The sequence below is a fragment of the Bradyrhizobium amphicarpaeae genome (genome assembly GCF_002266435.3).
Classification (GTDB): domain Bacteria; phylum Pseudomonadota; class Alphaproteobacteria; order Rhizobiales; family Xanthobacteraceae; genus Bradyrhizobium; species Bradyrhizobium amphicarpaeae.
In genome coordinates, this window is sequence record NZ_CP029426.2 from 5,955,562 (window position 1) to 5,976,548 (window position 20,987).

At 64.6% G+C, this 20,987-nt stretch carries 18 protein-coding genes; 8 read left to right on the top strand and 10 right to left on the bottom strand.

Features of this window, described 5'->3' with window-relative positions:
- Window positions 1-123: 123 nt before the first annotated feature.
- The 4 genes from CIT40_RS27925 (at window position 124) to CIT40_RS27940 (ending at window position 4,479) form a co-directional block, all read left to right on the top strand.
- Entirely contained in the window at window positions 124-909 is a 786-nt protein-coding gene (locus CIT40_RS27925; RefSeq protein ID WP_094893592.1) for a DUF1217 domain-containing protein, read from the top strand.
- Window positions 910-912: 3 nt separating this feature from the next.
- Entirely contained in the window at window positions 913-1,641 is a 729-nt protein-coding gene (flgF, locus tag CIT40_RS27930) for a flagellar basal-body rod protein FlgF (RefSeq protein WP_094893589.1), read from the top strand.
- 42 nt (window positions 1,642-1,683) lie between these two features.
- Window positions 1,684-3,009: a flagellar protein export ATPase FliI gene (gene fliI, locus CIT40_RS27935; protein ID WP_094893587.1), complete on the top strand. Its 1,326-nt coding sequence runs from the start codon at window positions 1,684-1,686 to the stop codon at window positions 3,007-3,009.
- 834 nt (window positions 3,010-3,843) lie between these two features.
- Window positions 3,844-4,479, top strand: a complete 636-nt coding sequence (locus tag CIT40_RS27940; RefSeq protein WP_094893586.1) for a MarR family winged helix-turn-helix transcriptional regulator — start codon at window positions 3,844-3,846, stop codon at window positions 4,477-4,479.
- A 363-nt stretch (window positions 4,480-4,842) separates the two neighbouring features.
- Here the strand turns inward: CIT40_RS27940 and CIT40_RS27945 are convergent, their stop codons facing one another.
- A complete protein-coding gene (locus CIT40_RS27945) occupies window positions 4,843-6,414 on the bottom strand; it encodes a porin (protein WP_094893584.1) in 1,572 nt (523 codons plus the stop codon).
- A gap of 512 nt (window positions 6,415-6,926) precedes the next feature.
- Between CIT40_RS27945 and CIT40_RS27950 the strand changes: the two genes are divergently transcribed.
- A complete protein-coding gene (locus CIT40_RS27950) occupies window positions 6,927-7,406 on the top strand; it encodes a MarR family winged helix-turn-helix transcriptional regulator (RefSeq protein ID WP_094893583.1) in 480 nt (159 codons plus the stop codon).
- Between the two features lie 24 nt (window positions 7,407-7,430).
- On the opposite strand, the gene CIT40_RS27955 is transcribed toward CIT40_RS27950, so the two are convergent.
- Complete coding sequence (locus tag CIT40_RS27955; protein WP_109862234.1) at window positions 7,431-8,501, bottom strand: alpha/beta hydrolase family protein; 1,071 nt, start codon at window positions 8,499-8,501, stop codon at window positions 7,431-7,433.
- Between the two features lie 688 nt (window positions 8,502-9,189).
- Here CIT40_RS27955 and CIT40_RS27960 point away from each other — a divergent pair.
- From CIT40_RS27960 to CIT40_RS27970, 3 genes are all read left to right on the top strand, one after another.
- Window positions 9,190-10,254, top strand: coding sequence for a ketopantoate reductase family protein (locus tag CIT40_RS27960; protein WP_094893527.1), 1,065 nt, complete (start codon window positions 9,190-9,192; stop codon window positions 10,252-10,254).
- Window positions 10,255-10,491: 237 nt separating this feature from the next.
- Window positions 10,492-11,310: a YkgJ family cysteine cluster protein gene (locus CIT40_RS27965; RefSeq protein WP_094893574.1), complete on the top strand. Its 819-nt coding sequence runs from the start codon at window positions 10,492-10,494 to the stop codon at window positions 11,308-11,310.
- A gap of 103 nt (window positions 11,311-11,413) precedes the next feature.
- The gene (locus tag CIT40_RS27970; RefSeq protein ID WP_094893526.1) at window positions 11,414-12,925 is read left to right on the top strand and encodes a helicase HerA domain-containing protein; all 1,512 of its coding nucleotides are present in this window, start codon (window positions 11,414-11,416) and stop codon (window positions 12,923-12,925) included.
- A gap of 3 nt (window positions 12,926-12,928) precedes the next feature.
- Here CIT40_RS27970 and CIT40_RS27975 read toward each other — a convergent pair whose 3' ends face one another.
- From CIT40_RS27975 to CIT40_RS28010, 8 genes are all read right to left on the bottom strand, one after another.
- Window positions 12,929-13,669, bottom strand: a complete 741-nt coding sequence (locus tag CIT40_RS27975; protein WP_094893525.1) for an ABC transporter ATP-binding protein — start codon at window positions 13,667-13,669, stop codon at window positions 12,929-12,931.
- Window positions 13,666-14,514, bottom strand: a complete 849-nt coding sequence (locus CIT40_RS27980) for an ABC transporter ATP-binding protein (RefSeq protein ID WP_162307714.1) — start codon at window positions 14,512-14,514, stop codon at window positions 13,666-13,668. The genes CIT40_RS27975 and CIT40_RS27980 overlap by 4 nt, the downstream gene beginning before the upstream one ends.
- Window positions 14,514-16,337: an ABC transporter permease gene (locus tag CIT40_RS27985; RefSeq protein WP_094893523.1), complete on the bottom strand. Its 1,824-nt coding sequence runs from the start codon at window positions 16,335-16,337 to the stop codon at window positions 14,514-14,516. The genes CIT40_RS27980 and CIT40_RS27985 overlap by 1 nt, the downstream gene beginning before the upstream one ends.
- Window positions 16,338-16,392: 55 nt before the next feature.
- The gene (locus CIT40_RS27990; RefSeq protein ID WP_094893522.1) at window positions 16,393-17,550 is read right to left on the bottom strand and encodes an ABC transporter substrate-binding protein; all 1,158 of its coding nucleotides are present in this window, start codon (window positions 17,548-17,550) and stop codon (window positions 16,393-16,395) included.
- 72 nt (window positions 17,551-17,622) lie between these two features.
- Entirely contained in the window at window positions 17,623-18,201 is a 579-nt protein-coding gene (locus CIT40_RS27995; RefSeq protein ID WP_094893521.1) for an alkylhydroperoxidase domain protein, read from the bottom strand.
- The gene (locus CIT40_RS28000; RefSeq protein ID WP_094893520.1) at window positions 18,198-18,818 is read right to left on the bottom strand and encodes a CMD domain protein; all 621 of its coding nucleotides are present in this window, start codon (window positions 18,816-18,818) and stop codon (window positions 18,198-18,200) included. Before CIT40_RS28000 ends, CIT40_RS27995 begins: the two co-directional genes overlap by 4 nt.
- A 35-nt stretch (window positions 18,819-18,853) precedes the next feature.
- Window positions 18,854-19,888, bottom strand: coding sequence for a putative FMN-dependent luciferase-like monooxygenase (locus CIT40_RS28005; RefSeq protein WP_094893519.1), 1,035 nt, complete (start codon window positions 19,886-19,888; stop codon window positions 18,854-18,856).
- A 137-nt stretch (window positions 19,889-20,025) separates the two neighbouring features.
- Window positions 20,026-20,820 (bottom strand): MetQ/NlpA family ABC transporter substrate-binding protein, encoded by a 795-nt coding sequence (locus CIT40_RS28010; RefSeq protein WP_094893518.1) that lies wholly within the window; start codon window positions 20,818-20,820, stop codon window positions 20,026-20,028.
- Between the last annotated feature and the right edge of the window lie 167 nt (window positions 20,821-20,987).

Here is a 20,987-nt window from a genome sequence, read left to right on the forward strand (position 1 = left end):
CCCTCCGGGAACATCTAGTCGGCGAGCCTTGCGCGAGGCTGGCTTCCCGGCTCGCCAGCCCCGCGCAAGCAATCGGCGGCAGCTTGGGGTGACGTCGCAACAGCGGCCAGAGAGGCGCGTGTCATGCTATCCACGATCGCGGACTACACCAGGCTGACCAAGGACATGGGCAAGTCGCTGACGCAGGTCGCAACACAGCCGGATGTCAGCCGCGAGACCGACTATTTCCTGAGCCATATCGGCAATGTGAAGACGATCGACGACTTCCTGAAGGACTATCGGCTCTATTCCTACGCGATGAAGGCCTTTGGCCTCAGCGACATGACCTATGCCAAGGCGTTCATGCGCAAGGTGCTGACCGAGGGCATCGGGAACAAGAACACGTTCGCCAACAAGCTGACCGATACCCGCTACCGGGAATTTGCCGCCGCCTTCAATTTCGCCGCGCTCGGCAGCAACGCGACGAAGACCGCCCAGGCCACGACCGGGACGGCGACCCATTATGTCACGCAGACGATGGAGCAGAAGGCCGGTGACCAGAACGAGGGCCTGCGGCTGGCGCTCTATTTCACCCGCAAGGCCTCCACGATCACGACCGCCTACCAGGTGCTCGCGGACAAGGCGCTGACGCAGGTGGTTCAGACCGCGCTCGGCCTGCCGGCGACGATCAGCTCGGCCGACATCGACGCCCAGGCCAAGCTGATCACCAACAAGGTCAAGCTCACCGATTTCCAGGACCCTGCCAAGGTCACCAAATTCGTGCAGCGCTTCGCGGCGATGTGGGACGCGACCCAGGCCCAGAGCGACAGCTCGACCAATTCCGCGCTGATCCTGATCGGCGGCGCATCCTCGGCCAGCATGGATACCAACATGCTCGCGACTCTTCAGAACATCAGGTTCAACAGGTAAGTCATGCAATCGGCCCTCTATGTGGGTTTGTCGGCCCAGGTCGCCCTCGAAAAGCGCCTTCAGACGATCGCCAACAACGTCGCCAACGTCAACACGGCGGCATTCCGCACCGACGTGGTGAAGTTCGAGACCGTGTTGTCCAAGGCCGGCGCGAACCCGGTCGCGTTCTCCTCGCCCGGCGACAACATCATCTCGCGCGAGCAAGGCAACATCACCGAGAGCGGCAATCCGCTCGACGTCGCCGTGGTCGGCCAAGGCTGGATAGCCTTCGCCGGTCCCAACGGCACGGTCTATACCCGCGACGGCCGGCTCCAGATCGGCGCCAACGGCGATCTACAGACCGTGAACGGATTTCCCGTCGTCGATTCCGGCGGCGCGCAGATCACGCTGGACCCGAACGGCGGACCGATCTCGATCGCGCGCAGCGGCGCGATCACTCAGGACAACAACGAGATCGGCACTATCGGCCTGTTCAGCATCCCTGCTGATGCCAATCTCGAGCGCTACGGCAATTCCGGCGTGACGCCGGACCGGCCAGCGAGCGCCATCGCCGATTTCTCCCGCGACGGCTTCAAGCAGGGCTATGTCGAGGGCTCCGGCGCCAACCCGATGATGGAATTGACCAAGCTGATCGCGGCCTCGCGCGCATTCGACGGCACCAATTCGATGATCGAGGGCACCGAGAGCTCGCTGCAGAACGCGATCCGGACGCTGGGCGAACCCGGCAAATAGTCTGCGCCCCGCGCGCATCGAGATTGAGGTTGGACTGATACCTTGAACGCTCTTCGGCAACTCGAGTGGGCGCTGCTGGAGCTTCAGCAGAGCACTCCCCTGGCAAGCGTCAGCGGCGCGATCTCCGAGATCGCGCCGACGCATTTTCGTGTCTCCGGCCTGTCGCGCTTCGTCAGGCTCGGCGAGCTCATCGGCGTCAATTCGGGCGGCAAGCCGCAGATCGGAGAGGTGGTGCGAATCGACAGCGAGGGCATCATCGCCAAGCCGTTCGACCGCCAGTTCGCAGGCGGACTCGGCTCGGTCGCCTACCGGATGCCGCCCCTGGCCTTCGCGCCCGATCCGAGCTGGAAAGGTCGCGTCATCAACGCCCTCGGCGCGCCGCTGGACGGATTGGGGCCCCTTACGCCGGGCCCCCAGGCGGTCTCGGCGGAGGCTGAGGCGCCGTCGGCCATGAAGCGCGCACGCGTGCACAAGCCGCTGCGCACCGGCGTCCGCGTCATCGATCTGTTCGCACCGATCTGCGCCGGCCAGCGCGTCGGCATCTTTGCCGGTTCCGGCGTCGGCAAGTCGACGCTGCTTGCGATGCTCGCCCGCAGCCAGGGTTTCGACACCGTGGTGCTGGCCCTGGTCGGCGAGCGCGGCCGCGAGGTGCGCGAGTTCATCGAGGACGTGCTGGGCAACGATCGCCAGCGCGCCGTCACCATCGTGTCGACCGGAGACGAAAGCCCGATGATGCGGCGGCTGGCGCCGAAGACGGCCATGGCGGTCGCGGAATATTTCCGCGGCCGGGGCGAATCGGTCCTGCTCATGGTCGATTCGATCACCCGCTTCGCCCATGCCGCCCGCGAGGTCGCGCTCGCCGCCGGCGAGCCTGCGGTCGCGCGCGGCTATGCGCCGACGGTCTTCACCGATCTGCCGCGCCTCCTCGAGCGCGCCGGGCCCGGCGAGGAAGGCTCCGGCACCATCACCGGGATCTTCTCGGTGCTGGTCGACGGCGACGATCACAACGAGCCGATCGCCGACACCATCCGCAGCACGCTCGATGGGCACATCGTGCTCTCCAGGCACATCGCCGATCAGGCGCGCTACCCGGCTGTCGACGTTCTGGCCTCGGTCTCACGTCTCGCGCATAACGTCTGGGATCCCGAAGAGCGTGAATTGGTCAGCAAGCTGCGTGCCTTGATCGCCAAATACGAGGACACGCGCGACCTTCGCCTGATGGGCGGCTATCAGCCGGGACGTGATTCGGGCCTCGACCAGGCGGTCGAGATGGTTCCGAGAATCTACGGCGCGATGCGGCAGGACGCTTCGGCGCCCCCGAGCGCCGATCCCTTCCGCGAACTGCGGGACATGCTCAAGGGCGAATAGCTGAACGAGATAGGCCGCCATCCCGTTCCTGCTCGATATTTCGACAGGAGATTGCGCATGCCGCCACGCCGCCGGCGCATGCGCCGCACCACCGTCGCCGGTCTTTCGTCCTGTGGCCTCAACCATCCGTGTGAGAGCAGCGCGCGGCCGTGCCGCAAGCGACCGCACGGGCGATTTGGCGGGCGTCACGATTAACAACCGACACGTGCAATTCCTGCGAGTTCCCTTGTCGATTCTGCGCCTCCACGCACAAGTTGTGGATGACGCGCCGAACTCCCCGTCGTCATGCACAAGCATCGATCAATCTGCGTCGATTACGGACAGCGGGATGCCGTGCAATCATGGCGTCGCAGAGTTGAGTGCATGTTGCTTGTCTGACAGCGTATTGCGTTCACCACCATGTGTCCCGATCAGCGAGATTGTCTTGAACTTTACATTCGCCTGCAACGACATCCGGGCTCCGCGAGCGTCTCTACTTGATTTTGTTGAGAAGCTCATTCATCGTTTCGACGGAACATAAGAAACGTCTGCGTGTAACTTGAACTCAGGGGCTTCGGTTGAACTATTCCGATCCATCGTCCGTTGACGACGACAACTCGGGCTCCCGCGCGACGACGACGCTGCTGGCATGTCAACGACGCGGTTTCTCACTCCGGAGCACGCGAGCCCCGGCGGTCCAGGCCGGACGTGCTGCAAGCCCTTCGTTCGAACGAGAGCTCGACACGATTCGCTCGCCGGACAGCAGCCGATCGATGTCTTTCTATGGATCAGCAGGCCGGAGCGCAAAGCGGCTCCGGAGCGCCGCAGACGAAGTTTCGGGGGCGGGGTAAATTCATGCCATTGGCACGGGAAGCCGTCGAGCTGCTGATCCAAGCGGCGAGGGTTTGGTATTTCGAAGGCAACCAACATGGATTGCGCGATCGGGAATGGATGGCGCTTCGCTTTCTCGGCCGCGCCAACAGATTTTCGCGCACGCCTTCCGCGCTCGCCGGCTTCATCGGCGCCACCAGAGCGACCGCATCGCAGATCGTGAAGACGCTGGAGGGCAAGTCCTTTCTGGTGCGCAAACCGTCGCAAGAGGACAAGCGTTCCGTCGCCCTGCACATCACCGCCCAGGGCGAGAAATGCCTGAGCCAGCACGACCCGATCAATCACGTGGTCAATGCGGTCACCTCGCTCGGGAACGACGAATGCGTCAGGCTGCGGGATTCGCTCCGCGAGGTCCTCAATCATCTCGATGCGGCCCATCAGCGGCTCGACGCCAGCATCTGCCGTGACTGCATGTTTCTCGCCGAACGCAGCCCGGCGACCTCGAAGGGACGCACGAGCGCCGAATTCATGTGCCGGCTGTATCGCGCTCCGATCTCGCTCGAGGAGACCGAACTGCTGTGCACCAGCTTCGAGCGCACCCGCGACCGCCCGAAGATCGAGCAGCATCTCGACCGCGCGCGGGTCGCAAGCCAGGGCTGAGGCGGACGCAATTTCCGCGCGAGTGGCTGCGGCGGAGCCTGCGGACGGCTGGCCGCGCCTGTCTTTGAACGACGCCCTCCATCCTCTCGCGCCCCGAAGACATGCGCCGAAACCGAATTTCGGAAACTAAGAACATTTTCGCGACGAGATTCTCGGAGCACGGAGACAGGCTCGATCCTGTAGCCCGGATGGAGCGCCAGCGTAATCCCGGACAGTCGAGATGCCGGGCAGCGGCCCCGGATGCGCTGGCGCGCCCCGTCGGCTCCATCCGGGCTACGGGGTCGTCAGACATCGCGCAGGATCGCGCACAAAAAAACACCCGGCGGTTTCCCGCCGGGTGTTCGTCAGATGGTTCGAAAGATCTTACCAGTTGCGCTGGGCGCGGAGCAGCAGGGTGATGCTGTCCTGATCCTTCAGCTCGTACAGGGCGGCCGGCTTGGCCGTCGTGCCGGCACCGGCGTAACCAACCGTGCCCGAGTACTTCTGGTCGAGACGGGTCCAGTTCAGGTCGCCCGAGAACGTCAGGTTCTTGACGGGGGTCCAGCGGGTGATCACGCCGATCTGGCCGACGGCGAAGTCAGGGTTACAACCCGTGACACCGGCGAGACCGCCGAACACGCCGCCTGCACCGCCAGCGCCGCAGAGAGCGGTCTTGGCAGTCGAACCGTACTGCGCCTGAGCGTAGGCACCGTACAGCGCGGTGTTCCAGTAGGCATCCCAGTTATGGGTGTAAGCACCACGGAAGCCCCAGGTCTTGACGGTTTCCTGCTGGCCGCCCGTGACGAACACGGTGTCCGGAGCATAGGCGAAGCCGACGCTCTGATAGGCGACGCCCGAGCTGCCGAACATCGAATAGCTGCTGCCCGCCAGGTTCTGGAAGTTGTAGCGGGTCGCACCGTCGGTGTAGACGCCCTGGATGTTGATCACGTCACCCGCACCGGTCGGGATGTTCTTGATCGACAGAGCGAGCTGAACCGCCCAGCCCCACTTGTCGTCGGGGTGGCCGGTGGCTTCGGTGGCACCGTAATAGGCGACGTGGTTGTCATGCGCGGCAACCGACGCCTGGAACATGCCCCAAGCCTGGTCGACACGGACCATACCGACGAGGTTCGGCGAACGCGAACCGCCGATGGCGTTGGTGCCGTACGAACCACCGATCATGCTGCCGGCGGTCGCGCCGGTCAGGTTGACATTGCCGGCCTGGTAATAGGCCGTCGCGTCTTCAGCCGAGAACGACGCCGTCACGCCCTGACCGAAGTCAGCGGTGTAGGTGAACTGGTTGACGCCGGTGACCGTGCCGGAACCGCCGACGAGGCTGTCGATGTTGTTGCCGGGATAGTTGGTCCAGGGCGCGTCGAACTGCGACACGGCCTTACCCATGGTGAAGCCGGCGAACTGGATGAAGGCGTAGTACACGCCGAGCGAACCGCCCGAGGTGTTGCCGTCGGTGCCGTTGATCGACGAACCAACGAGCGCCGGGGTGGCGCCGGAGGTGTTGAGGCCGAGGTTGCCGGTATAGACCGTGCCGCCCGTTGCCGAGCCGGAGCCCTGATAGCCACCGGTGGTCCAGGTGAACACGCCGTCGAAGAAGGTACGGACGACGCCGTATTCGGTCGCGGTGCGCGTGTCGATGTTGAGATCTTCACGAGCGCGCATCGAGTAGGTGTTGCTGAGGCGGTTGTGCGCACCGGCCGGCGAACCGTTCGAGATGCCGTACAGGCTGTTGGTGTTGAACGCGACTTCAGCGCGCAGATAACCACCCAGCTTGATGCAGGTGTCGGTGCCCGGGATGTAGTAGAAACCGGCGCCGTAGAGCGAGCAGATCTTCACGTATTCGACCGCCTTGGCCTTCACGGGGAGATCGGCAGCGAACGCCCCGGAGGCGGCCATCAGGCCGGCAGCCGAGCCGAGCAAAAGCGTCTTCGTCAACTTCATTAGGTAAACCTCCAGGTCGATTCAGGGGGTTCGGCTTCCTCGGCGGACACCGCGTCACCCTCACAATTTCCGTTCAATTCAGATCCGCACCGAAGGTCCGGACTGAAACGACAGTGAGGTGCCCCCCCTCCGTCGTGCCTCACGTATAGTTTATAAAAACAACGGCCTCAATTTATTGATTTAATGAATCGTAACTTCGGCCGGAGATGTTGCTCAAGGGCAACAGAGGCGAGCGGCGCGGTAACTAAGCATTTAATATAAAAAGAAAAAGCCCTCAGGGGGCATCCCGAGGGCTTTCTTGGAGGTCTCACATCGCTGTCCATCGACAGGGTCAAGAGCAGCAAAGATTGAGTGAGAGGAGACGTAATTTAATTAATTGTTTTTTGCAAGCACTAAACCGTCAAGCCGTGTCCGCGGCGTAGTGTCCGCCACCATTGTCTATGCGTGATATGCGAGACGCTTCCCCAATATCCCATTAAAAGACTGAACCGAGGGAAACGGGGGGCAGCCGCATGATCGAGAAAAAACTCGACAGGGCGATTACGGACTTCATCTGGAACGTCGTCGAAATTCACTCGCAGCTGGAGGACATCCATACCAGCTGGGCCGGACTGCTCGGCATTACCGAGCCGCAATGGCTGATCCTGATGGCCATCACGGAACTTGACGAGGGACGAGGCGTCGCCGGGATCGACATCGCAAACAAGCTGCGCGTTCACCCGGCTTTCGTGACCAACCAGACCAAGAGCCTCGAAAAGAGCGGCTTTCTATCGCGCCGGCCGGCAGCGGACGACGCACGCTTCGTCCTGATGTCACTGACGGCGAAGGCCAGGACGGAAATCGAGAAGCTGTCGAAGAGGAAGCTCGCCTTGAACTCGACCATGTTCAACGAGCTCGACGAGAAGTCCCTGGCTGAGTTGAACGCCGCGCTTGCAACGATTGCCAAGAACGCGCGGCTGGCTGCCCGGTTGCTGGCGATCGACGCGTCGTGACCCGCCGATGCGCGGCTGACGCTGCTAGAGGCGGGTTACGGAATCCAGCTGGCGGCCGCCTCCCAGCTTGTTGTCGAGCCATTCGAGAATGAAATTGTCGACAGCGATGAAATTCTCGACCTCGCCCAGTGGATGGGGGATGCAGTTCGGCACAACAGTCGAGCAGTCAGCTCCGGCCTGCCGATAGCCGGCTTGCAGCGCGAGCGCGTCCTCTTCCCAAACCATCGAGCGACTTCCGACGACCACGAGAAGCGGGCAAGGTATGCGACGCGACGGCTGCAGCCAATCCGGCGGGGTCGCGGCCTGCTCGACGCCACTCTTCCGGCGCAGCCAAGCCCGGCGCATGATCGGTGTCGCGATGCCGCCGTCGCACACGGCTGCAGCAATCCTGCGATCCGACATGGCGAGACGGGACGCATGGCTGGCGCCCGCTCCTTCGCCATAGACAGCAATCCGTCGCGTATCGACGTCCGGGCGAGCCGCGAGATAGTCGAGCCAGCATGCAAGCATATGCTCGGCTTTGAATGGGCGACGGATGGACGCATTGCCCGCATGAACGAGCAGAAGCGACATGTTGCGGTGGCAGTAGGCCGGCGACAATCTGCTCATCATCGCGCCCAGCGTGACCCCTTCGTCGGCGATGCAGATCACGACGGGAGAACGCTCCTGATGGAACGCCGGCCGAAAGAGGCCCGTCAACGGTCCTCGATCAAGGCCGTCGATCGTCACATGCTGGATCGCCGGACCGACCTCATTCTCCAGGCCCCTCAGGCCGATATCGAGCCTGTCGGAGAGGTCGCCATCCGCGATATCTCCCGGTGAAGACAAACTTCGCGCGACTTCGAGCGCCGTCAGGGAGCACAGCCATGCTTCCAGGGCAATCGGGGCGGACTCGTCCCTGCGCGCAGATTCGGCGGATATCCGGTAGTCGTCTGCGACCCTCAACCAGTCCGAAACCCACAGATGCCTGGACCTCTCTCGCACCAGATCCGCGACGGACAGGCTGTCGAAAAATTCGGACGCGCGGTGGCGCAAGCGCGCCAGATTTGCACCCGCGCCGTCGCACGAGCCGTGAGGCCAATGATCACCTTGCATGTCAGTCCCCCGACGGCGCAGTCAGCGAATACCAAGACTTGAATCAGGGCTTGGATTCCCGAGACTTGCCGGCTGCACTTTCAGCAGAGCGCTAGACGAAACTGCGGTCGTCAAACGAGCCGGGCCGGATACGAAATCCAATCGGGCTCAACTCAATCGTCACGCTGCAGCTCCATTGCTGATAGTTGGTTAGGGCCCCACGCCATTCTGCCATTTTTGCGGCTCCGAGTTGTAGTTTTTGTGCAGTCAAAAGAGAGAGTCTGGATTGCGTTTGATGACGAAGGAGGCTCAAACGTCTCAGCATCCTCATGAATTTTCATGACGACAGTATCCTTCCCGCTCATCACGATCTCGCGAGAGTCAGGCCGTTGTCCCTTCCGTCGGTGCCCACTCTCGTCGGTCACGCAAGTTGAGCGGAGACCGCGCAACAAATGTGATCTTTTCGAATTTCTGCCGAAACGAATAGTCTTGCAGAGCTGGCGGAGCATGCTCTCTCATCCCGTCTGGTGGATGGCAGTATTCCCTACCCCGGCGGCGCTCGTTCCTCACGTTAAGCGGGCCCTCCGGCACCGCCTTGTATGCATTATCCCAGTTGCCATCGCGGCGAACTTCGCCTTACATGCCGGCAACTCGCCCGCGGATGACGGCCGGGGCCAAAAAATCACAGACATTGTCAAAGGGACGGAATATGGCGCGCAACATATTGATTCTCGGGGCTTCTTACGGCTCGCTGCTGGGCACGAAGCTGCTGATGGCCGGGCACAATGTGACCTTGGTCTGCCGCGCCAAGACTGCCGAGCTGATTAACCGCGAAGGTACCGAGGTGCGGATCAAGCTGCGCGACGAGGCGGTGCACCGGGCGATCTTCTCGCGCGACCTGCCTGGCAAGCTCGACGCCGTGACCCCCGCCAACGTCAACCTCTCCCGCTACGATCTGGTCGGCCTTGCGATGCAGGAGCCGCAATACACCAACCACACGGTGCGGATGCTCATGGTGAAGATCGCCGCGGCGAAGCTGCCGTGCCTGTCCATCATGAACATGCCGCCGCTGCCCTATCTGAAGCGCATCCCGGCGCTCGCCGGCATGGATCTGGAGGAGGCCTACACCAATGCGCAGGTGTGGGAGCGGTTCGAGCCGGGCCTGGTGACGCTGTGCTCGCCCGACCCGCAGGCCTTCCGTCCGCCGGAAGAAGCCGCAAACGTGCTTCACGTCGGCCTGCCCACCAACTTCAAGGCGTCGGTGTTCGCCGACGAGAAGCACAACAAGGTGTTGCGCGAGCTGGAGGCCGACATCGACGCGGTGACGCTCGACGGCCACGACGTGCCGGTGAAGCTGAAAGTGTTCGATTCCCTGTTCGTGCCGCTGGCGAAATGGTCGATGCTGCTCACCGGCAATTACCGCTGCATCACACCGCACGAGCCGCAGTCGATCCGCGACGCCGTGCACGGCGACCTGAAGCGCTCGCAGACGATCTACGACCATGTCGATGCCATCGCCCGCAAGCTCGGCGCCGATCCGCAGGACCAGGTGCCGTTCGCAAAATACGCCAAGGCCGCCGAGAGCCTGCTCAAGCCGTCATCGGCCGCGCGCGCGGTCGCGAGCGGCGCGCCCTTCATCGAGCGCGTCGACCTCCTGGTGAAGCTGATCTCGCATCAGCTCGGTGTGCCCAACGCCGAGATCGACCGCACCGTCGAGACCGTCGATCTCAAGCTGAACGAGAAGATCGTGCAGGGCGGATCCGGCGCGCAATAGCGCGCCGCATCCAGCGACGCCGGCGGCGCTGCGGCCGAACGTTGAGCCCCGGGCTGATCCGCGCGGCGCCAGCCGGGCCCCGATTTGCGAAAAATTTGCATCCATGCAAGGTCTGGCATTACGTAACGGAAGTTGCCGAACTGCCTCGAGCAGCTATTTTCGGATGCCGGTTCCGGGCAGCAGGTTCCAGTCTGCTCGCGCCAGCCGGATGACGGGCGAAAGAACAAGTCAGCGAAGATGGATCAGTTGACGTTGCAGGTCGCTCGCGCGGTGGAGGCCGGCGCGACAACCATGAAGGGCGTCATCGACGCGACCGGATTGTCCCGGCTCAAGGTCGAGCGCGCTTTGAACACGCTGGAGAAGCAAAAGCTGCTCGCCCGCGACGGCCAGGGCTTTCGTGCCATCGGCCTGCCGAAAGCGGCGCCGCTGGCCCGGCAGTGCGGATCGTGCAACGCCTGCTGCGATATTCTGGAAGTGGCCGCCGTCGACAAGCCGGTGAACCAGCTCTGCAAGCACTGGCAGACGGGCACCGGCTGCACCATCTACGACCGCCGCCCCCAGATGTGCCGCGCCTTCGTCTGCGCCTGGCTGCAAGGCCATCTCGACGACGACTGGTTCCCGGCGAAGTCGGGGATCATCGTCCATTTCAGCCAGGATGCCGTGAACGTCACGGTCGATGACCATTGCCCCGATCGCTGGCGCGAGGAGCCGTATTTCAGCAAGCTCGCCGAATGGTCGCTGAATGGCATCAGGCGGATTGGAAACCGAGGCTATGCGACCCTGATCGTCTCCGGCGCCGACCGCTTCCTGCTGCTCGGGCGCACCCTCGTTCCCGAACCGACGCTGTTCGGCACGGCGTTCGTGCCGCTCACGGCCGACACGTTCCGGTTCTGGCGGGCGACGTCGCCGGAACATTTGCAGCGATTGCACGAGCGCATCGCCGAGATGGACCGGATCAGGCAGGAATTCGGCTCCTGCGTCATCCCGGAGAACGAGGACGACGATCCGCAAGCCCCCTATCGGCCCGCACTTTTACGGCTATCGAATCATGCCTGAACGCCGCCGTGGGCAACGCGGCCGCACCAACGCCGTGCCGCTCGACGCGCCGCGACGGGATTGATAAGCCCCTGTCCGCGAATGACGGGGACTTGAGTCGGGCATGACGGTTGCGATCGAGATGGGGCAGACCACGGCGGGCGCCCCGGCCGCCATGGACCTCGAGGAACTCCTGGCGACCCGCCTCCTCGTGCAAGGCAATTCGGGCTCCGGCAAGTCGCATCTGCTGCGACGGCTGCTGGAGCAGAGCGCGCCCTGGGTGCAGCAGGCGATCATCGACCCCGAAGGCGATTTCGTCACGCTGGCCGAGCGTTTCGGCCATCTCGTGATCGAGGCCGAGGATCACACCGAGCGCGGCCTTCAGGTCGCCGGCGAGCGCGCGCGACTGCATCGCGTCTCCACCGTGCTCAATCTCGAAGGCCTCGACGCCGAGAACCAGATGCGTCGCGCCGCCGCGTTTCTCGGCGGGATGTTCGAGGTCGACCGCGACCATTGGTATCCGATGCTGGTGGTCGTCGACGAGGCGCAATTGTTTGCGCCGGCGGTGGCCGGCGAAGTCTCGGACGAAGCGCGAAAATTGTCGCTCAGCGCCATGACCAATCTGATGTGCCGCGGCCGCAAGCGCGGGCTGGCCGGCATCATCGCCACCCAGCGGCTGGCGAAGCTCGCCAAGAACGTCGCGGCGGAAGCCTCCAATTTCCTGATGGGCCGCACGTTCCTCGACATCGACATGGCGCGCGCCGCCGATCTGCTCGGCATGGAGCGGCGGCAGGCCGAAGCCTTCCGCGATCTCGAACGCGGCCAGTTCATGGCGCTCGGCCCCGCGCTGTCGCGCCGGCCGCTGCGTTTGCATATCGGCCCGACCGACACCTCGCCGCGCAACTCCACGCCGCGGCTGATGCCGCTGCCGGAAGCGGCCACGGAAGATATGCGCGCCATGATCCTGGCCGCGCCACCGCCCGACGCCAGCAGGCCGCAGCGACGGCCCGCACCCGATCTGCTGGAGCAGCTTCGCGCCGCAAAAGCTGCCTCACCGGTGATCCAGCCGGACGTCGACGAGGTGCCGGTCAGCGCCGAGGAACTCGCCGAGCGGCGCGAACGCGTCGATCGCACCCTTCGTGCCGTGCTCGCCGCACCCGACGCCGGCTTTCGCGCCGTCGGCGTGCTCTATCAGGAGTTCGTGGTCCGCTGCCGCATCGAGGGACTGGGCTCAGCCGTCCCTGATCTCACCGAATTCCGCCGCATGCTGACGCGCGCGCGCGCGGGGCTCGGCGCCGAACATGCCGAAGACGACGCCTGGCAGGACGTGTCGCTGCGCGCCTCGATCCTCCCCGACGACATGCAGGGTGTGTTCATGATGATCGCGCGCGCGGCCAAGGAAGGCTGGCCCTGCCCCGGCGATGCCGCGATCGCGCGCGCCTACGGCTCGCATTCGCTGCGCCGCGCGCAGCGGCTGCTCGGCTACATGGAGGAGCAGGGCCTGATCGTCGTCCAGCTCGACGGCGGCGGCCGCCGGATCGTGACGCTGGTCGAGCTGGCCTGGGCCACCGCACCTGGCGATCCCAATGGCGATGATCAGCCAGCGGAGCCGGTCGCGAGCGCGGCCTCGGCTTGAGCCTTACGCGGCCTCGGTACCGCCGAGATAGGCGTCGCGGATTCGAGGATCGTTTTTCAACGTGCGTGCCGAGCCGGACAGCACGATCTTGCCGGTCTGCAGCACATAGGCATCGTGCGCGATCTCCAGCGCGAGGCTGGCGTTCTGCTCGACCATGAACACGGAGACGCCCTCCTGGTTGATGGTGCGGATCAGTTCCAGCACGCGGTCGACATAGAGCGGCGACAGGCCCATGGTCGGCTCGTCCATCACGATCATCCTGGGACGGCTCATCAACGCGCGCGCCATCGCGACCATCTGCTGCTCACCGCCCGACAACGAGCCCGCGCGCTGCGACAGCCGCTGGCCGAGCTTCGGGAACAGGGTCAGCATCTTGTCGAGATCCTGTGCGATCGCCTCGCGGTCATTGCGCACGAACGCACCCATCAGGATGTTCTCGCGCACACTCATGTCCGCGAACAGCCGCCGCGCCTCAGGCACCGAGGCGATGCCGCGGCGGACGATCTGCGGCGTGGTCAATCCGATGAGCGAGGCGCCATCGAACGTGACATCGCCGGAGCGCGGCTTCACCAGACCCAAAATAATCTTCATCGTCGTCGACTTGCCGCTGGCATTGCCCCCGAGCAGGCAGACGATGTGACCGCGCGCGACCGTGATCGACAGGTCGAAATGCACCTGGGCCTGGCCGTAGAAGGTGTTGACGTTGGATAGCGCCAGCAGCGGTTCTGGTATGCTCGCCGTCATGCCGCGCTCTCCTGCTCCGACGCCCCTGACAGCCCGTGGCCGAGATAGGCCTCGATCACCTTGGGATCGCTCCGCACCGCTTCGCCCGGCCCTTCCGCGATCTTCTTGCCCTCGTCCATCACGATGACGCGGTCGGACAGGCGCATCACCATCTCCAGCTTGTGCTCGATCAGGAGGATAGTGAGGCCTTCCGCCTTGAGCTCGGCGACGAGCGCCTGCATCTCCGCAGTCTCGGTCGGGTTCATGCCGGCTGTCGGCTCGTCGAGCAGCAGCAGGCGCGGCTGCAGTACCAGCGCGCGCGCGATCTCGACACGGCGGCGGTTGGCGTAGGACAGACTATAAGCAGGCTGGTCGATCCGCGGCAGCAGCCGCTCGCCGAAGCGGGCGAGAATGGCTTTTACTTCCTCGCGCAGCCGCTCCTCTTCGTTCCTGACACTCGCCGGCCGAAGCAGCGCCAAGCCCAACTCCAGCAGCGGGCCGATCAACGGCACGGCCGGCTTCACCGCACGGAGCCGCGTGTGCGCGCCGATCAGGACATTGTCCATCACGCTGAGATTGCCGAAGACGCGGCCAAGCTGGAAGGTGCGTGCGATGCCCTGGCCCGCAAGCCGCTCCGGCGAGAAGCCCGTGACGTCCTGGCCTTCGAAGTGAACTGTACCCGCGTCGGGCCGGTCGAGCCCGGTGACGAGATTGAACAGCGTGGTCTTGCCGGCGCCGTTCGGGCCGATGATGCTAACGAGCTCGCCCTTGGCGAGATCGAGGTCGATGGCATCGACAGCGGTGAGGCCGCCGAAGCGGCGCGTCAGCCCGCGCAGGGACAGCATGGTCGTGTGCTGCTCCGCCATCACATCGTCCCCAACAGGCCCTGCGGCCTGAACCGCACCAGCAGCAGGAGCACGATGCCGTAGATCAGGATGCGGTACTCCGCCGCGATCCGGAAGACTTCGGGCAGGCCGACCAGCGCCACGGCGCCCAACATCGCGCCGACGACATTGCCGAGACCGCCGAGGATGACGACCGTCAGCGCCAGGATCGATTGCTGCGTGTTGAAGGTTTCGTGGTTGATGTAGGAATAGAGATGCGCGGCGATGCCGCCGCTGACGCCGGCGGCAAAGCCGCCGAAGATGAAAGCCAGCGATTTGTAGCGGTTCAGGCTGAGGCCATAGGCGCGCGCGGCGATGTCGTCGTCGCGGATGGCGCGGAAGCTGCGGCCAAGATGCGAGGTCAGAAGTCGCCCCTGCAGCAGCGCCAGCACGACCATCACCGCGAAGCTGAACCAGTAGATCGCGGTCGGGCTGATCAAATCGTAGCCAAACAGCGACAGTGGCGGGATGCCGGAAATGCCGATCGGGCCGCGCGTGACGCTCTCCCAGTTCAGGATCACCAGCGACACGATCTCGCCGATGGCGAGCGTCGCGATCGACACGTAATGCCCGCGCAGCCGGAACGACGGCGAGATCAGCAACGTGCCGAGCGCAGCACTCATAAGGCCGCCGCCGATGATGGCGAGGCCGACCGGCACGTTGAGAGTCAACGACAGCAGCGCGGAAGTATAGGCCCCGATGGCAAGCAGTGCGGCGTGACCGAGCGAGACCTGGCCGATCGTGCCCGCCACCAGCGTCAGGCTGAGCGCGAGCATGCCGAGCAGCCAGGCATTGATCAGGGTCTGAAGCACGTAGAACGACACCGGGAACAACGGCAGGATCGCAAAGATCGCGCTCGCAGCCAGCAGCATCCAGCGCGGAATGCGGACCGGACGGCTCGGCGCGATGAATGTGCCGGTGAGCGGCTCCGGCGGCGCCTGCCGCGCGCTGGCGAACAGGCCGTTCGGCCGCAGCACGAGCACGACGACGAGCAGCAGAAAGGCGAACAGGTTGCGATAGCTGGTGCCGAACACGGCGACACCGTAGCTCTCCACCAATCCGAGCAGCAGGCTGCCGATCACGGCGCCCGGCACGTTGCCGGCACCGCCGACCACTTCCGCAACGACGCCCTTGAGTGTCGCCTGCAGGCTCATCGCGGTGTCGATCTGGTTGTAGTACATGCCGACCAGCATGCCGGAGACGCCGCCCAGCGCAGCGGCGATGCCGAACACCGCCTGATTGACCCGATTGACGTCGACGCCCATTTGCATCGCGGCGTCGCGGTCCTGCGCGGTGGCGCGCACCGCCCAGCCGAGCTTGGAGTAGCGCAGGAACACGAACAGCAGCAGCGCGCTGGTAAGACCGACCCCGGCTATGAGCAGGTCAAGCGGCCCGATGGTGCCGCCGCCGACCTGGAAGCGCACATCCGGCAACTGGCTCGGCAGCGCACGCGGATTGGGCGAGAAGGTCAGCATCACCAGCTGATCGAGCACGAAGCTGATGCCGATGGTGGCGAGCAGCGGCGCGATCCGCACCGAGTTCTGCAGCGGCCGCAGGCCGAACCGCTCGATGATCAGCCCGACGATGGCGGCCGCCACCGCCACCACGATGATGGTGAGCGGCAGCGGCGTATGCAGCTGCACCACTGCGACCCAGCCGATATAGGCGCCGACCAGGTAGATCGAGCCCTGCGCGAAGTTGATCAGCCGGCTGACGCCGAAGATCAGCGCGAGCCCGACCGCAACGAGGGCGTAGACATTGCCGACGATCAGGCCGTTGATCGTGTAATCGAGCCAGGAAGACACGCAGCGTTCCTACTGAAGGGAGAACGGGCCGGGGCGAAATGCACCGGCCATCAGGTCAGGTCGGTTTGCCGTCCCACAGCGCGAACTGGCCCTTGCGCACGACAAGCTCGGCGTTCATGGCGCCCTTGACGCGGCGGCTCGCGACGTCGAACGTCGCCGAGCCGAAGATGACGCTGGAGACGTCCTTCACTTTCGTGAACGCATCGCGGATCGCGCGGCGGTCGGTGCCGCCGATCTTGACCACGGCGGCGGCCATGTTCATCGCGTCATAGGAATAGGCGTTGAAGGCATCGGGCTCCTGCCCGTTATATTTCTTCTTGAATCCCGCGATGAACTTCTGCACCTCGGGCCGCGTATCCTCGGGGAAGTAGCGCGTGCCGACGTGAACGTCCTCGACCGCCTCGCCGCCGAGCTCGATGAATTTCGGCGAGTAGACCGAGCTCGCAGCGCAGATGACCTGCTTCAACCCGACCTGACGCGCCTGACGGGCGATCAGCGCGCCGTCGGAATAATAGGAGATCAGGATCAGCCCGTCCGGATTGGCGTCGCGCACGCGCACCAGCGTCGAGCGGAAGTCGCGCTCCTCCGCGATGTAGCCCTCGGTCACCACGATCTCGGCGCCGTATTCCTTGGCCGCGTTGGTGAAATAATCGCGGCTGGTACGGCCCCAATCGGTGTTGAGGTGCAGGACCGCGAGCTTCTTGAGGCCGAGGCGCTTGACGGCATAGGCAGCCAGCAGCGGCTGCTCGTCGGCCTGGCTGACCGAGGTGCTCCACATGAAGTCGCCGCCCTTGGTGAAATCGGGATGCGAATTGGTAAAGCCGAACTGCACGAGGCCACCGCGCTGGTAGATCGGCGAAGCCGCCATCGAGGCCGGGCTGGAGAAGTCGCCGAGCTCCATGACGATGCGGGAATCGGAGACGAACTTCTGGGCGATCGCCACCGACTGGCGCGGGTCGCTCTGGCTGTCCTCGAACTGATAGACGAGCTTGCGGCCGTTGATGCCGCCGGCCGCCATGATCTCGTCGAGCGCGAGATCAAAACCCTGCTTCCACTGCGTGCCATATTGCGCATTCGGTCCCGTCAGGGGGCCGCTGACGCCGAGCAGGATCGGCTCGGAGGTATCAGCGAGGCCGCCGCGCGAGAAGGTCGCGCCCGCCATCATGACGGCAAGCGAGCCCTTGACCAGTTTACGACGATCGATGTTGCTCATGCACGGCTCCATCCACTCAGGTGTTGAAACGCCAGTTCAATCAGGCAGCAATTCTCGTGCCGGTGTGATTGCCTATTTCGAGGGCTCGCCGAGCGACAGCATCAGCCGGTTCGCCCAGTTGAAGAACGAGGCGCCGTTGATGACGTCGACGATCTCGGCATCGTCGAGACCGGCGCGGCGCAGCTCCGCGATATTGTCAGGACCGAACGCGATCGGGGTTGCGGCCAGTGCGACCGAGGCCTTGACCACGGCGTTCCAGCGCTCGCCGAGATCGGCCTTGACGCCTTCGTCGAGCAGACGTTGCACGTCGTCGCGGCGCTTGGAATAGGTGCTGGCGAAGCGCGCATGCACCGAGGCACAGTAGATGCAGCCATTGTAGCGCGAGGTGGCGGCGGCCGCGAGTTCGCGCTCGGCGCGCGGCAGCCCGTCGGCGACGTTGTAGAAGATGTCCTTGTCGGTCTTGGTACGGGCTTCCAGCACCTCGGGATCGCGCACCAGCAGGCGGAAATATTCCGACTTGGCGCGGGAGCGATCGACCAGGCCGGCGTAATGCCGCTCGGTCAGCTCGGCCTCGGGCAGCGGATCGATCCAGGAGACCCAGCCAAGCTCGTCCTGGGTGAAGACGACGGGTGGATTGACGGTGGCGCTCATGATGCAGTCTCCTTTTGTGCGTTCGCGGCGGCGAGCGTGCGCAAGCCGCTGACGACACGCACCTGGAACGACAGGAACGCGACGAGCTGGGAGAACGTGACGATGCCGGTGGTCGACCAGCCGGCGTCGAGCAGGGCCTTCATGTCGGCGGACGCGGCATCGCGAGGCCGGAATACGAGCAAATGCGCGTGTTCGAGCGCCGCTGCGAGCCTCGTACCAAGTGCCGATTTGCTCTCTGCACCGACGCGAAAAATCAGGCCGGCGGTGTTCTCGACCGACAACGGACCCGCGGGATACGATCCATACGGACCCGACGTCCTGCCACGCGCGATCTCGGCGTCGATCGCTCCAAGCAGAGCCGCGCCGCCCGTGCTCGCCGCGAGCTTTTCGCGATAGAAGGTGGCAACCGGGGACCCGCCATGCAGCCCGGTCACGAAGGCGGCGACTGCGGCGCGTTCGAGCAGCGAGACATCGCCGGCGTCGATCGGCTCGAACAGGGAGAGATAGCTCTTCTGCGCATTCTCGCGCGCCTGCAGGCGGCGGGCGCGGATGGCGTCCAAGGCCGAGCCCGGCTCGATCCCGGCGAGCGTGTCGATGATATCCCGCGTACTCATCATTCAGCCTCGTGCAACGCGATGCTCTTCATGTCCGATCAGCCTGCCAGCGCCACATCGGGCGCCGTCCGCGTCCAGCCCAGCGCCGGCGCGACCTTCTCCGCGACCAGATCGATCGAGCGCAGGACTTGGGGATGCGGAGCATCGACCGAATGCACCTGGAAGACGAGATCGGTCACCCGCTCCAGCGTCGCATCGGCGCGGAGCGAGGCGATGACGTGGTCGGCATCGCCGACATGGGTGTCGAACGCCGTGATCATCTCCTCCAGCGTCTCGCCAGGCGGAAGGTGGCCGCCCTTCATGAATTGCGGCAGCGCGCGGCGCAGCCCGATATCGGCAAGACGCAACGCCTCGGCATGATCGTCGGCGGCGAAGATGCTGCGGGAGGCCATGATGCGCGGCTCGGCTCCCTTGGGCAGCGCTTCCAGATAGGCATCGATCACCGGGTTCTGGATCTCGGCCAGCGTCGCCTTCGGCGCCTCCCTGGTCCGCGGCTGGGTGCGTGACAGCAGCAGGCCATCGCCGGCCTTGCCCGCACGGGCGCCGCCCGCGACCGAGAACGTGGCCTGCCAGATGCGTTTGTCCAATTGCGGCCGCTGCGGATAGATCGTATCGCCGCCTTCGAGCGGCTTGCCGACCAGCGCGGTGCGGACGACCTCCAGATTGCGCGCAAAGATCTCGTTGCGCTGGGCGCTGTCGAGGCCGAAGGCGGCGAAGGCCGAGGGATTGCCGCCGGTGCCGACGCCGAGCTCGAAGCGGCCGTTGCAGAGGAGATCGAGCACCGCGGCGTCCTCCGCCACCCGCACCGCGTTCTCCAGCGGCAGCGTGACGATGCCGGTGCCGAGCCTAATGCGCGAGGTTCGGGCTGCGACATAGCCGAGGAAAGTGAAGGGCGACGGCAGGCCGCCTTCGCGTTCGTGGAAATGATGCTGGGCGATCCACGCGGAATCGAGCCCCGCCTTTTCGGCGCGCACGATCTGCTCGGCCGCGAAGCGATAGCGCTCGGCGGGGGGCGCCTCGTCGAGCAGCCGCGTGAAGAATCCCAGGCGTTTCAGATTTGCAAAGCGTTTCATGCGACCCCTGTCGGACCGGGATGACCAGGCTGCCGATGATGTCGGTTACTTCAGCTCCAGACAAGCGGGCATTGCGCAAGGCTCGTACGCAACGACGTCCGCCGGGAGCGCTGCTGCGCTGCAGCTGGGCAGATTGCCTACCAGCTCGGCAGCACCGCGCCCTTGAATTTGGCGAGGACGAACTCCTTGACCTCCGGCGAGTGGTAGCTGTCGACGAGGGTCCTGACCCAGGGCTTGTCCTTGTCGGCGGCGCGCACCGTGATCAAATTGACGTAGGGGCCCTTGGGGTCCTCGCGCAGGATCGGGTCCTTGACCGGATCGAGGCCCGCCTGGGTTGCATAATTGGTGTTGATCGCGGCGGCATCGACGTCGTCGAGCGCACGCGGCGCCTGGGCGGCGTCGACCTCGATGAATTTCAGCTTCTTCGGGTTCTCGGTGATGTCGAACACCGTCGGCTTGAAGCCGGTGCCATCCTTCAGCTTGATCACGCCCTTGTCGCGCAGCAGCAGCAGCACGCGGCCGCCATTGGTGGGATCGTTCGGGATCGAGACCTTGCCGCCCTCGGGGATGTCGGCGAAGGCCTTGTGCTTCTTCGAGTAGACGCCGATCGGAAAGTTCACGGTCAGGCCGACGGCCTCGATCTTGTAGCCGCGGTCGGCTTTCTGGTTGTCCAGATAAGGCTGGTTCTGAAACGAATTGGCCTGGATCTCGCCGGCATCGAGCGCGGCGTTGGGCACGACATAGTCGGAGAATTCGAGCAGCTGGATGTCGAGCCCTTGCTTGGCGGCGATCGGCTTCACCGCCTCGAGGATCTGCGCATGCGGGCCCGGCGTCACGCCGATCTTGATGGTCTCGGCGGCGGCTGCTGCCGACCAGGCGGCGAGCGCGGTTGCGACGATCAGGCGGAGGCGAAACGACATTTTGGTCTCCATGGAACGGCACGAAAGATGGGAACCGTATTCGCTTCTCCGTCGGATCAAATCAATGAAATGGAAAACCATATTTGCCGCCCGGTGCGGACGACGCTTCTCCGTTCGATGCGATGTGGGGAATGAACGCGCCTGGACAAGCGTGAGGCGCATCACGGCATGGCCGTGCT